The 12,355-nt window shown below is 68.9% G+C and carries 13 protein-coding genes; 2 read left to right on the top strand and 11 right to left on the bottom strand.

Annotation, left to right across the window (positions count from 1 at the left end; all coding sequences use genetic code 11):
• Positions 1 to 166: 166 nt before the first annotated feature.
• Together guaB and folD are read right to left on the bottom strand one after the other, a co-directional pair.
• On the bottom strand, positions 167 to 1,624 hold the full coding sequence (gene guaB / locus ACFQ0E_RS15150) for an IMP dehydrogenase (RefSeq protein WP_386825206.1): 1,458 nt from the start codon (positions 1,622 to 1,624) through the stop codon (positions 167 to 169).
• A gap of 216 nt (positions 1,625 to 1,840) precedes the next feature.
• Positions 1,841 to 2,707: a bifunctional methylenetetrahydrofolate dehydrogenase/methenyltetrahydrofolate cyclohydrolase FolD gene (folD, locus tag ACFQ0E_RS15145; RefSeq protein WP_386825204.1), complete on the bottom strand. Its 867-nt coding sequence runs from the start codon at positions 2,705 to 2,707 to the stop codon at positions 1,841 to 1,843.
• 72 nt (positions 2,708 to 2,779) lie between these two features.
• On the opposite strand from folD, the gene ACFQ0E_RS15140 reads away from it, so the two are divergent.
• Both ACFQ0E_RS15140 and ACFQ0E_RS15135 read left to right on the top strand, forming a co-directional pair.
• Positions 2,780 to 3,082, top strand: a complete 303-nt coding sequence (locus ACFQ0E_RS15140; protein WP_386825203.1) for a DUF1244 domain-containing protein — start codon at positions 2,780 to 2,782, stop codon at positions 3,080 to 3,082.
• Between the two features lie 8 nt (positions 3,083 to 3,090).
• A complete protein-coding gene (locus ACFQ0E_RS15135) occupies positions 3,091 to 3,861 on the top strand; it encodes an alpha/beta hydrolase (RefSeq protein ID WP_386825201.1) in 771 nt (256 codons plus the stop codon).
• A gap of 9 nt (positions 3,862 to 3,870) precedes the next feature.
• On the opposite strand, the gene moeB is transcribed toward ACFQ0E_RS15135, so the two are convergent.
• From moeB to ACFQ0E_RS15090, 9 genes are all read right to left on the bottom strand, one after another.
• Positions 3,871 to 5,016, bottom strand: a complete 1,146-nt coding sequence (moeB, locus tag ACFQ0E_RS15130; protein ID WP_386825199.1) for a molybdopterin-synthase adenylyltransferase MoeB — start codon at positions 5,014 to 5,016, stop codon at positions 3,871 to 3,873.
• A 10-nt stretch (positions 5,017 to 5,026) separates the two neighbouring features.
• Positions 5,027 to 5,515 carry an inner membrane protein YiaA gene (yiaA, locus tag ACFQ0E_RS15125; protein ID WP_386825197.1) on the bottom strand — a complete coding sequence of 163 codons (489 nt, stop codon included), beginning with the start codon at positions 5,513 to 5,515 and terminating at the stop codon, positions 5,027 to 5,029.
• A 129-nt stretch (positions 5,516 to 5,644) separates the two neighbouring features.
• Complete coding sequence (locus ACFQ0E_RS15120) at positions 5,645 to 6,931, bottom strand: molybdopterin molybdotransferase MoeA (protein WP_386825196.1); 1,287 nt, start codon at positions 6,929 to 6,931, stop codon at positions 5,645 to 5,647.
• Complete coding sequence (gene mobA, locus ACFQ0E_RS15115; RefSeq protein ID WP_386825194.1) at positions 6,928 to 7,521, bottom strand: molybdenum cofactor guanylyltransferase; 594 nt, start codon at positions 7,519 to 7,521, stop codon at positions 6,928 to 6,930. The genes ACFQ0E_RS15120 and mobA overlap by 4 nt, the downstream gene beginning before the upstream one ends.
• 3 nt (positions 7,522 to 7,524) lie before the next feature.
• The gene (locus ACFQ0E_RS15110) at positions 7,525 to 7,770 is read right to left on the bottom strand and encodes a hypothetical protein (protein ID WP_386825192.1); all 246 of its coding nucleotides are present in this window, start codon (positions 7,768 to 7,770) and stop codon (positions 7,525 to 7,527) included.
• Positions 7,767 to 9,167: a ribosome biogenesis GTPase Der gene (gene der, locus ACFQ0E_RS15105; protein ID WP_386825190.1), complete on the bottom strand. Its 1,401-nt coding sequence runs from the start codon at positions 9,165 to 9,167 to the stop codon at positions 7,767 to 7,769. The genes ACFQ0E_RS15110 and der overlap by 4 nt, the downstream gene beginning before the upstream one ends.
• 136 nt (positions 9,168 to 9,303) lie before the next feature.
• Positions 9,304 to 10,497 (bottom strand): outer membrane protein assembly factor BamB, encoded by a 1,194-nt coding sequence (gene bamB / locus ACFQ0E_RS15100; RefSeq protein ID WP_386825188.1) that lies wholly within the window; start codon positions 10,495 to 10,497, stop codon positions 9,304 to 9,306.
• Between the two features lie 16 nt (positions 10,498 to 10,513).
• Positions 10,514 to 11,146: a YfgM family protein gene (locus tag ACFQ0E_RS15095; RefSeq protein WP_386825187.1), complete on the bottom strand. Its 633-nt coding sequence runs from the start codon at positions 11,144 to 11,146 to the stop codon at positions 10,514 to 10,516.
• 335 nt (positions 11,147 to 11,481) lie between these two features.
• Positions 11,482 to 12,300, bottom strand: coding sequence for a helix-turn-helix domain-containing protein (locus tag ACFQ0E_RS15090; RefSeq protein WP_386825186.1), 819 nt, complete (start codon positions 12,298 to 12,300; stop codon positions 11,482 to 11,484).
• Between the last annotated feature and the right edge of the window lie 55 nt (positions 12,301 to 12,355).

Here is a 12,355-nt window from a genome sequence, read left to right as displayed (position 1 = left end):
TCGGCCGTCTCGACAACAGGTCCCTCGCTGCGCTCGGGATGACAAGAAAAGCGGTGTCGCAATGCCATCCTTGGCGGCACATCGAGGGCTTGCGGGAAGCCCTGCCCGGCCATCCATGGCCGGGCGTTCGGCAGGCCGCGCGGCAATGCCGCGCAAGCGGCCTGCCTCACCCCATCCTGTAATTCGGCGGTTCCTTCGTGATCTGCACGTCGTGCACGTGGCTTTCGCGCTGTCCGGCACCGGTGACCTTCACGAACGAGGGCTTCTTGCGCATCTCGTCGATGGTGGCGCAGCCGACATAGCCCATCGTCGCGCGCAGGCCGCCGGCGAGCTGGTGCACGACGTTGCCGAGCGGTCCGCGATACGGGACACGGCCTTCGATGCCTTCCGGCACCAGCTTGTCGGCGTCGCTGGCGTCCTGGAAATAGCGGTCCTTCGAGCCCTTCTCCATGGCGCCCAGCGAGCCCATGCCGCGATAGCTCTTGTAGCTGCGGCCCTGGAACAGTTCGGTATCGCCCGGGGCTTCCTCGGTGCCGGCGAACAGGCCGCCGATCATGATCGAGGACGCGCCGGCGACGATCGCCTTGCCGATGTCGCCCGAGTAGCGGATGCCGCCGTCGGCGATCAGTGGGATGCGGTCCTGCAGCGCCTCGGCGACCATCGACACGGCGGTGACCTGCGGCACGCCGACACCGGCGACGATGCGCGTGGTGCAGATCGAACCGGGACCGACGCCGACCTTCACCGCGTCCGCGCCCGCGCCTTCCAGCGCCAACGCCGCGTCGCCGGTGACGATGTTGCCGCCGACGACCTGCAGGTTCGGATACTGCTTCTTCGCCCAGGCCACGCGGTCGATCACGCCCTGCGAATGGCCGTGCGCGGTATCGACGATGATCACGTCGACGCCCGCCTCGACCAGCGCTTCGATGCGCTGCTCGGTGTCGCCGCCGACGCCGACCGCCGCGCCCACCAGCAGGCGTTCGCTGGCGTCGTAGGCGGCGTTGGGGTTGTCGCGCTTCTTCTGGATGTCCTTCACGGTGATCAGGCCGCGCAGTTCGAAGCCGTCGTTAACCACCAGCACCTTCTCGATGCGGTGCTTGTGCAGCAGTTCCAGCACTTCGTCGTCGCTGGCGCCTTCGCGCACGGTGACCAGCTTGTCCTGCTTGGTCATGATGTGGCGGACCGGATCGTCGAGCTTCTTCTCGAAGCGCATGTCGCGGCCGGTGACGATGCCGACAAGTCGGCCTCCGTCGACCACCGGCACGCCGGAAATGTTGCGGGCGCGGGTGAGGCGCAGCACTTCGCCGATGGTGGTATCCGGGCTGACGGTGAAGGGTTCCTTGATCACGCCGGCCTCGAAGGTCTTCACCTTCGCCACTTCCGCCGCCTGCTGCTGCCAGGTGAGGTTCTTGTGGATGATGCCGATGCCGCCGAGCTGGGCCATCGCGATCGCGAGGCGGGCTTCGGTCACCGTGTCCATCGCCGCCGAGACGATCGGCAGGTTCAGGCGCAGGTTGCGGGTGAGGCGGGTCGAGAGGGAGACGTCCTTGGGCAGGACGGTCGAATGCGCGGGGACGAGGGAGACATCGTCGTAGGTGAGCGCTTCAGCCTGGATACGGAGCATGGCCGGTCCGGAGGGGAAGAAGCGCGATATTGTAACCGGTTGCCGCCGTTCATTGGGTGGGCCCGGGTGCGCCAGCTCTCAGGCGAATGCACAGGGAAGCCGGCCGGAGGTCTGCAGGAGGGCCTGTAGGAGGGCCTTCAGGCCCGAGCTTTTGATCTCCGGACCCCGTCAGGAAAAGCTCGGGCCTGAAGGCCCTCCTACAAGGCGCCGGCCAGCTCAGGCCGCCGAATCGGCAGCGTCGGCGGCTTCCAGGGTGTTCTGCATCAGGGTGGCCACGGTCATCGGCCCCACCCCGCCCGGGACCGGGGTGATCCAGCTGGCGCGCTCGGCGGCGGCGTCGAACTGCACGTCACCCACGAGGCGGCCGTCCTCGATCCGGTTGATGCCGACGTCGATGACCACCGCGCCCGGCTTCACCCACTCACCCGGGATCAGGCCCGGCTTGCCCACCGCGACGACCAGGATGTCGGCCTCACTGACATGGCGCCTGAGCACTTCAGGCGGCGTGAAACGGTGGCAGCTGGTCACGGTGCAGCCGGCGATCATCAGTTCCAGCGCCATCGGCCGGCCGACGTGGTTGCTCACCCCCACGATCGTCGCGCTCTGCCCGCGCACCGGACGGTCGGTGTAGGCCAGCAGCGTGGTGATGCCGCGGGGGGTGCAGGGGCGCAGGCCGAACTGGCGCAGGACGAGGTGGCCGACGTTCTCGGGATGGAAGCCATCCACGTCCTTGCGCGGGTCGATGCGGTGGATCAGGTTGCTGGCGTCCGGGATGCCCGGCAGCGGCAGCTGGACGAGGATGCCGTGGACCGCCGGGTCGGCGTTGAGCTGGTCGATCAGGGCCAGCAGCTCGGCCTCGCCGGTGCCGGCCGGCAGGTCGTAGTCGAAGGCCTGGATGCCGACCTTCTGCGCCGCGCGGCGCTTGTTGCGCACGTAGGACTGCGACGCCGGGTCGCTGCCCACCAGCACCACGGCCAGGCCGGGGCGGCGCTTGCCAGCGGCGACCCGCGCGTCGACCTGGGCCTTGAGGTCGTCGAGAAGGCTGTCGGCGATGCGTTTGCCGTCGAGGATCCTGGCGGTCATGCGGGTGCGGTTCGAAGCGGGTGGCCGGCTATTATCGCCGAAGTCTCCCCTTCCCCGCCCCGCCCGGACACCATGGACCCGCAGACCGTCACCGAACTCGAAGCCGCCGCCTTCCGCCGCCTCCGCGATCACCTCCTGCAGGAGCGTCCGGACGTGCAGAACATCGATCTGATGATCCTCGCCGGCTTTTGCCGCAACTGCCTCGCCGACTGGTATCGCGATGCCGCGACCGAGCGCGGGATCACGATGAACAAGGATCAGGCCCGCGAGATCGTCTACGGCATGCCCTTCGCCGAATGGAAGGCGAAGCACCAGAAGGACGCCACGCCGGAACAGCTGGCCGCGTTCGAGGCCGCGCAGAAACGCCACGGCTGACCAGCCGGATGCGCACCGTCCTGATCGCCGCCGCCACCCTGCTCGCCCTGCTCTACGCCGGGGCCTGCTGGTTCCTGCACGCACGGCAGCGGGCGCTGATCTACTACGGCTGGACGACGACGGTCCCGGCTGCGCAGACCGATTTCGCGTTGAAGCGACCCGACGCCACGCTGCGCGGCTGGGTGCTGAACCCGCAGGCAGGGCGGCCGATCCTGTATTTCGGCGGCAACGCCGAGCGCATCGAGTTCAATCGCGACGAATTCAGCCGCCTGTTCCCGGACCGCACCGTGTACATGCTGTCGTACCGCGGCTACGGCGCCAGCGAAGGCGAACCCTCGCAGGCGATGCTGGTCGCGGACGCCGTAGCGCTGTTCGACCACGTGCAATCCCGACACCATGGACACGCTGTCTCGGCGATCGGTGCCAGCCTGGGTAGTGGCGTGGCCAGCCAGCTCGCGGCTCGGCGACCGGTCGAACGCCTCGCGCTGATCACCCCGTTCGACAGCATGGTCGGCGCGGCGAAGGCGCACTACCCGCTGTTCCCGGTCGACTGGCTGCTCGAAGAACGCTACGAATCGGACCGCGCGCTGTCGGGCTATCGCCGGCCGGTGCTGGTCCTGCACGGCGGGCGGGACGACGTGGTGCCGGAAGCCAACACGCTGCGGCTGGTCGAAGCCCTGCCTGCACCGCCGACCGTCGTGCGCATCGCGGACGCCGGCCACAACGACATCGACGAGCATCCGCAGTTCGCGCCGGCATTGGCCGGATTCATGCGCTGAAGCGCGGCGTCAGCGGCTGTCCGGATCGCTCGCGCAGGCGACCGCTTCGTCGACGTAACCGGTGAACGCACGCCCCGGCGCGCAGGTCGGGCAATCGGGATCGACCGGCAGCCGGGTTTCGCGGAACCGCATCGACAGCGCGTCGACGTGCAGCAGGCGTCCGGACAGCGAGGTGCCGATGCCGAGGATCAGCTTGATCGCCTCGGTCGCCTGGATCAGGCCGACCAGCCCCGGCAACACGCCGAGCACGCCGGCCTCGGCGCAGTTCGGTGCGGCCTCCGGCGGCGGCGGTTCGGGGAACAAGCAGCGGTAGCACGGCGCCTCACCGCGACGACGCCCGGCATCGAAGACGCTGGCCTGACCTTCGAAGCGATGCACCGCGCCGTAGACCAGCGGCTTGCCGTGGCGCACGCAGGCATCGTTGAGCAGATAGCGCGCCGCGAAGTTGTCGGCGCCATCGACGACCACGTCGATGCCGTCTAGCAAGCGGTCCACATTGGCGGCGGTCACGCGTTCGCGCACCGCCTCGATGCGCACGCGCGGGTTGAGCGCCGACAGCGCCTGCGCGGCGGAGTCGACCTTGGCGACGCCGATGCGCGCCTCGGTGTGCAGGATCTGGCGCTGCAGGTTGCTGCGATCGACCACGTCGTCGTCGGCGATGCGCAGATGGCCGATGCCGGCCGCAGCCAGATAGTACGCCGCCGGCGAGCCCAGTCCGCCGGCGCCGATCATCAGCACGCGCGCGGCTTCGAGCCGGCGTTGCCCGTCCACGCCGACCTGCGGCAGACGCAGGTGGCGCGAGTAGCGTTCGGCGAAATCCGCGTCGAGTTCGCCCTCCGGCATCGTGATCGGCAGCGATTCGGCGACCCAGCGCGTCGTGCCGCCTTCGACCGAACACAGCCGATCGAAACCCTGCGCCGCCAGCGCCTCGGCGGTACGCAGCGAGCGCACGCCGCCCTGGCAGATCAGCAGCACCTCGACATCGCCTGCTGGCAGATAGATCGACGGGTTGGCGATGAGCTCGCCCATCGCCACGCCTTGCGCGCCTTCGGCCATGCCCAGCGCGTGCTCGTGCGGCTCGCGCACATCGATCAGCACGGCACCGTCGCGGCAGCGTACGCGGGCTTCGGCGGGAGAAATTTCGGGGATGGGCATGGCGTGCTCGTCAGTCCTCGTCGCGCTTCGGCAGCGGCGGCACGGCGGATGCGAAGGCGCGCGGACGCGTTTCCCGATCTTCGGCATCGGCCACGGCGGCGTCGCGGGTGTTCTTCTGCACCGCGATCGCGGCGAAGAGGCTCATCATGAAGGCGATGCCGTAGAAACCCTTCTCCGACGGCGTCATCTCTGCGTTCCACAGGCCGACAACCAGCAGCACGATCGACAGGATGGTCGAAAACCAGGCCAGGCCGTAATAGATGCCGGTGACCGGGATCTCCTCGATGCGGTCGCGCACCGCCTTCTGCACCGATACCGCCGAAAACAGGCCATACATCAGCACGGTGAAGTAGTAGCCCTTCTCGTTCAGCATCATCGGCGCGTTCCACAGGCCGGTGAGATAGGCGGCCATACCGACCAGCAGTGCGAACCAGGACGCGCCGATGAACGCAGGCGACGGTCGACCGGTGGCGCGGGCGGGCTTCAGGGCGGGAGTCATCGTGATCCTTGTGTCTGCGATGGGGACGTGCGGCGGAGCGTAATCGAGTTGCGGAGGAATGGCATCGCGTCGTGGGGGGTCGAGGATTCCTCGACCCCGCGTCCATGCGCGTGCCGATAGGCGGGCGGATCAGTAAGGCAGCACGTCGACCGGATCGCCGGCCTGCAGGTCGAGCGGACCTTCGGACAAGACGATCAGGGCGTCGCTGTCGGCGGCGGCGCGCATGCGGTGCGAGCCATCGGCAGGATTGGGCTCGACATGGACTGCACCGTCATCGCCGAACGACAACCGGCCGCGCAGTAATTCCAGGCGCTCGTGCGTCTTGCACAACGGCGCCTGCAGGCGCGCGCGCAGACGCAGCCGTGCTTCACCGCGTCCCTGCAGGCCATCGAGCAGTGAGCGCCCCAGCGCGAGATACGTCGCCAGCACCGAGACCGGATTGCCGGGCAGGCACAGGAACAGCGCGTCGCCCAGCCCGCCGTGGCCGTCGTCGTCGCCCTGCGCCGGGCGCGAGCCGGCGAACAGCACCGGCATGCCCGGTTTCATCCGCACCTTCCAGAAATGCACGTCGCCGACGCGCCGGAACAGCGCCGGCAGGTGATCCTTCTCGCCGGCGGAGACGCCGCCGCAAGTGATCACGACATCGAAGGCGTGCCCGGCATGGCGCAGCGCATTCTCGACCGCGTCGGCGTCATCCGGCAGGGTCGGCCACGCGACCGGCTCGAAGCCGTCCGCGCGCAGCAGGCCCATCAGCAGCTCGCGATTGCTGTTGTACAACTGACCCGGCTGCAGCGGCAGGCCCGGTTCGACCAGTTCATCGCCAGTGGTGAACACCGCGACGGTCGGGCGGCGGACCACGTCGAGGCGATCCTGGCCCTGCCCCGCCGCCAGCGCGATCCGCGACGGCGTCAGCACCTGTCCGGCCGCGAGCAGCGCATCGCCGACGCGCACGTCCTCGCCGGCACGGCGCACGTGCTGGCCGGGTTTAGCGGATTGGAGGATGCGCACGCGGTCGCCGTCGAGGGACGTGCTTTCAACGCGTGTGTTCTCCTTGATGACCACAGTATCGGCGCCGCGCGGCATCGGTGCCCCGGTGGTGATGCGCAGGCAGGTGCCGGGCTGGACTTCGACATCGAGCGCGCGGCCGGCGAACTGTTCGCCGACAAGGGTGAGCACGGTTTCGCCTTCGCTGGCGAGATCGGCATGGCGCAGCGCGAAGCCGTCCATCGCTGAGTTGTCGAAACCGGGCTGGTCGATCACCGCATGAAGGTCGCGGGCAAGCACGCGGCCGTGCGCGCGCTGCAGCGCGAGGCTTTCGCTGCCGAGGCGGCACTTCACCGCGACCGCGCGGACAATGGCGAGGGCCTCGTCCAGGCCGATGCGGGAGGGGAATGGACTCGTCGGTGCTGCGGTCATGCCGTTGGTTCCGGGTCGATGCCCGCCGCGCGCAGGTCGTCGGGCGTGTTGAGATTGCCGAAGCGGAAGCCCGTGAATGCGACCTCGGCCATGCGCAGCGTCGCCTGCAGGCGATGGATCGCAATCTCACCGCGTGAGATCGCTTCGGCGCAGGCGATGCGCAGGGCCTCGGCGCGCCACAGCGCGACCAGCGGCTGCACGCCGTCGTCGTCGCGGGCGAAGGCACCGTCGGCATCGCGTTTCGAGACCAGGGTGCGGACCAGGCAATCGTTCACGCCGACCAGGTCGACCGGCAGCGTCAGCAGCCATGGCGTCGCGCAGGCCTGCGACAGCGCATCGAGGCCGCCGATCGGGCCGAGGTCCGGATGCCGGTCGCCGACGACGAACAGTCCATGCGCGGCGTAGCGATCCGGATCGCGGTTGGCGGATACCAGCACCGGGCCATGTTCGCCGGGAAAGCGCCGCGTCCAGCGCAGCACCTGCGACACGCCGCCGCGCATCAGCCAGGCCTTGTCGACACCGCCCAGCCGCGATGCGCGACCGCCGGCGATCAGGCCGAGTGTCAGCTCATGGGGCGAAGGCAGACGCATAGTTCAATTGGGACGACTCGCGGCAAACTCGAGTGGCTTTCCATCGGTATCCGACAGCTCGACGCAATCAACCAGCCGATAGATTTCCTGCCAGGTCGAGCGGCAACTTTCGCAGCCGACCCACACGGTCAATTCGCCAGATTGAGGCACGGGGATGATGCTCGCAGGTGCACGATCCAGGTCGCGCCCACCACACACAGGGCAAGCGGCACCATGGGTTCGCACATAGGTGTCGATCGAGTCGATCATTTGTTCCGCTTGACGTGCCGGATCATCCGCTGGCGTTTCTTGATCTGGCCTTCGGTCAGCACGTTCTTCTTGTCCTTGTACGGGTTGTCGCCTTCCTTGAACACGAAACGCACCGGGGTGCCGATCAGCTTGAAGCGCTTGCGGAAGAAGTTCTCGAGATAGCGGCGGTAGCTTTCCGGCAGGTTGCGCAGGCGCGTGCCGTGGACCACGAAGGTCGGCGGATTCTCGCCGCCCGGGTGCGCGAAGCGCAGCTTGGAGACGTGGCCACGGATCGACGGGGGCGGATTGGTCTCGTAGGCGACTTCCATCGCCTGGGTGACTTCGGAGGTGCTGAACTTGTAGGTCGCCGAGCGGTGGGCGCGATGCACGGCGCCGAACAGCTCGCGCAGGCCCGAACCGTGCTTCGCGCTGATGTGCACGGCCTCGGCCCAGTTCACGAACGACAGCTTGCGCGACAGCAGACCGTCGGTCTGCTCGCGCTGGTACTGGCTCAGCCCGTCCCACTTGTTCACCGCGACGACCAGCGCACGGCCGGCGTCGAGCACCGCGCCGAGCACGCTGGCGTCCTGGTCGGTCACGCCTTCGCTGGCGTCGAGCATGATCACCGCGACCTGGCACTGCTCGATGGCCTGCAGCGTCTTCACGATCGAGAACTTCTCGACCGCTTCCTCGACCTTCGACTTGCGGCGGATGCCGGCGGTGTCGATCAGGCGGTACTTGCGGCCGTCGCGCTCCATGTCCACCGCGATCGAATCGCGGGTGGTGCCCGGCACGTCGGAGGCGATCATCCGCTCCTCGCCGAGGATGCGGTTGACCAGCGTCGACTTGCCCACGTTCGGGCGGCCGACGAAGGCGATGCGGACGCGCTCCGGGTCGTTGTCGAGGACTTCGGTGTCGCCCTCTTCCGGCAGGCGCGAGAGGACGTCGTCAAGCAGGCGGTCCAGGCCCTGGCGATGCGCGGACGACACGGCCAGCGCATCGGCGATGCCGTAGCGCGAGAACTCGGCGATGGCGGCGCGGCTGTCGATGCCGTCGGTCTTGTTGACCACCAGCACCGTCGGGCGCGCGGCCTTGCGCAGCCAGCGCAGGATTTCGTCGTCCAGCGCCGAAGGACCTTCGCGGCCGTCGACGACGAACAGCACCAGGTCGGCTTCCTCGGCGGCGGCGCGCGACTGCCGCGCGGTCGCTCCGGCCAGGCCTTCGTCCTCGCCGGCGATGCCGCCGGTATCGACGATCACGAACGGCCGCGCCTCGTTCAGGCGACAGATCCCGTAGTTGCGGTCGCGGGTCACGCCCGGCTCGTCGTGCACGAGCGCATCGCGGGTGCGGGTCAGCGCATTGAACAGTGTCGATTTGCCGACATTGGGGCGGCCGACGAGGGCGACGAGAGGCAGCATGGGGTTCGAACCGGAAACGTAGCGGGATGGGATGCGGCGGGTGTCGCGCCTGGTGGAGCGCTGCGGACACCATACCGAAAAAGACGACCCCGGGCAGTCGGGCTCCCCGGGGTCGTCGGTGATGCCTTGCGAGGGATTACTGGACGCGCCAGGCGCTCAGGTCACCGCTCGCGGTCTGGACCAGCAGGATGCCGTCGGACACGACCGGCGCCGCATTGATCGGGTCGCGGCCGGCACGGACGCGGGCACCGAAGTCGCCGTTGTCCAGGCGCAGCCAGTGCAGGTAGCCGTCGTAATCGCCGACCACCGCGAACTCGCCCTGCACCGCGGCGCCGGACAGGCTGCGGCGGGCCAGGCCCGCCTGCTGCCACATCGCGGTGCCGCCATTCTTGTCCAGTGCCCAGACGACGCCCGCCGGGTCTGCGACGACCACGCGATCGGTGGCCAGGCCGACGCGACCGGCGCCGCCATGGTCCTGCGCCCACAGCGGACGACCGCTCGGCGCCTCGATGGCGATGGTCTGCTTCTTGTAGCTCGACGCGAACAGCGTGGCGCCATCGAGCACCGGGCTGCCGTCCACGTCGGCCATGCGATCCAGCTCGGAGCGACCATCGGGCTGGCCCACGGCCTGGTCCCACAGCGGACGACCATCGGTCAGCGCCAGCGACGCCACGGTGCCGTCGTCGTTGCCCACGAACACGACGCCCGGGCCGAAGGTCGGGGCATCGTTGCCGCGCACGGTCAGGCGCGGGAGGTCACGGTTCCAGAACCAGCGGCGCTTGCCGTCAGTGATGTCGAACGCGGTCACGCGGCCGTCGTTGGAGCGCACCACCACCACGCCCTGCGCGATCGCAGGCGCGGCGATGACTTCGCTGATGAGCTTGGCCTTCCAGCGCTCGGTGCCGGTGGCGGAGTCGAGGGCGACCACGTCGCCGTCGAGCGTGCCGAACACGACCAGGCCTTCGCCTGCGCCGGGGCCACCGGAAATCTCGAGATCCGACTTGTGCTGCCAGACCAGCGCGCCGGTCTGCAGGTCGAGGGCGCGCACGCCGCCTTCGATCGCGGCGGCATAGACGCGGCCGTCGGCGACGACCGGGCCCTGGGTGAGGCCGAGCTTCTCGTTGCCGTCGCCGGCCTTCGCCGACCACAGCTTGGTCACCGTGGCCGAGGGCGTGAATTCGACCAGTTCGGCTGGCTTGCGCGCGGCCTTGTCGTCGTTCTTGTCGCCGAACCAGCCCTTGACGGTGGTACAGCCGGACAGCGCGACCACGGCGGCCAGGAGAGCGATCCGCAGGGTTGCGCTGGTGCGCGGGAGGGAATTCGAGGTCATCGGCAAGTCGTCGTACTCAGGAAGCGGTAGCGGGTTTCGGCGGCGTGCCGCCGGCCTGGGTCAGTTTGAGTTCGAGCAGGCGGCGCTGCGGCGCGGCCACGTCGAGCAGGCCCAGGGCCTTGTTATAGGCGTCGCGGGCCTGGTCCTTGCGGCCCAGCGCGAACAGCGCGTCGCCGCGCACTTCATGACTCGTCGCATCGTCGGCGGCCTTGAGCAGACCGAGGGCCTCCTCGTGCTTGCCCGCATCGATCAGCAGGCGCGCGAGGCGTTGCTGGACGATCGGCGCGACCATGCTGTCGGTGGTCTTCGCCGCGCGCAGGGTGGCGATGGCGTCATCGCGCTTGCCGGCGTCCAGCTGGGCCTTGGCGATGTCGAGCGCGACCAGCGCGGCGAAGGCGGTGTCCTTCAGCTCGCCGACCTTGCCCTGGGCTTCCTTGAGCTTGTTGGCCTTGAGCTCCTGGACGACGACCTGGTACTGGTCGCTGGCCTTCAGGCGTTCGGCGTCCTGACGGTCGCCCCACCAGAAATAACCGTAGACCGCGGCGAGGCCGAGGCCCACGCCGCCGATCAGGCCAAGGGCATTCTCGCGCAGCCATTTGCGGACGCGTTCGCTTTGTTCGTGTTCGTCGAGGAGATCGTCGATCGCCATGGTGTCTTCGTTGTGATGGATACGGCTGCGGTGGATGGCGGGTGCCGGGGCCGATGCAAGCCACCCGGAACGCACGCGATCGACTGGGCCGGCGTCGCGATGTCGCGACGTTGTAGCAGTCGACGCCTGAATCCCTGCCGTCGCATCGGGCTGCGGCGGTCGGCCGGCAGGCACGGGGACATGGCAGGGAAACGACCGGACCGGGCCTGGAGGCGGCTGAAGCCGCAGCAGGATGGGACGGGGTTGCGCGTTTCCGGATCGCTTCAGCGGCGGCGTCGCAGCGAACCCCGTACCGGGCGAAGCGACGCGCGCCTGCCCGGCCTCACCGGGATCCCTCAGCGATCGACCGGCTGGAGAGAACCGTCAGAGGATACCGTAAAGCGCGCCACATTCGCGCGGATGTAGGGCGTGAGGTCCACCGGACGGCCCTGGTACTGCACGGCGATGGCCTGGGCATTGCCGAGCACGGCCTGACCGAGCTGGCCGGCCTTGAACACGCGCTGCTGGCCGGGCTGGACGAGTGCCTGCTCGATGACGCTGCCGTCGGCCGCAGTCACGCGCACCCAGCTTTCGCCACTGAACGAGACGGTGAGATCGCTCGCAGCAGTCGTTGCCTGCGGACGCTGCGGCATCGGCGCGATGGATGCGACCAGCGGCTCGGGCTGGACACGCGCCGAAGCCGTGCCGGTATCGGCCGTGGTGGCGGTCGCCGGCTGCGGCAGGGTCAGGCTGGCGGCGCCATCCAGCGGAACCGCGTCGTTGGCGCTGCCATCCAGATGGGACCGCGTCGCCAGCCACACCGGGACGGCGATGGTGGCGGTGATCAGGACGTACACGAGACGGCGGCCGGTCTGTTCGACCACGCGCTGCATGCGCGGCGTGTAGGTCCGCGGCACCAGCTCGGCGGCCTTGGGCGCAGGCACTGCCACGTTGGCAGCGATGGCATCGGCCGGCAGTCCCAGCAGCTTCGCGTAGCTGCGCAGGTGGCCGCGCACGAAGACCGGCGCACCGATCCTGCTCCAGTCCTCGCGCTCCAGCGCCTCGATGACGTGGGTCGGCATCTTCAGCTTCGCGCCCGCTTCCGCAGGACTGATGCCCGCACGCACGCGGGCCTGTCGCAATCTTTCACCGATGCCGCGAACCGTCTCGGGCATCCCGGTCTCCAACGATGTCATCGCGAATGGCTCCCCAAAGCAAAGCGACCCTGCA

The sequence above is a fragment of the Lysobacter brunescens genome (assembly GCF_042677005.1).
Taxonomy (GTDB): Bacteria; Pseudomonadota; Gammaproteobacteria; order Xanthomonadales; family Xanthomonadaceae; genus Lysobacter_I; species Lysobacter_I brunescens.
This window is presented reverse-complemented; position numbering and strand designations above follow the sequence as displayed.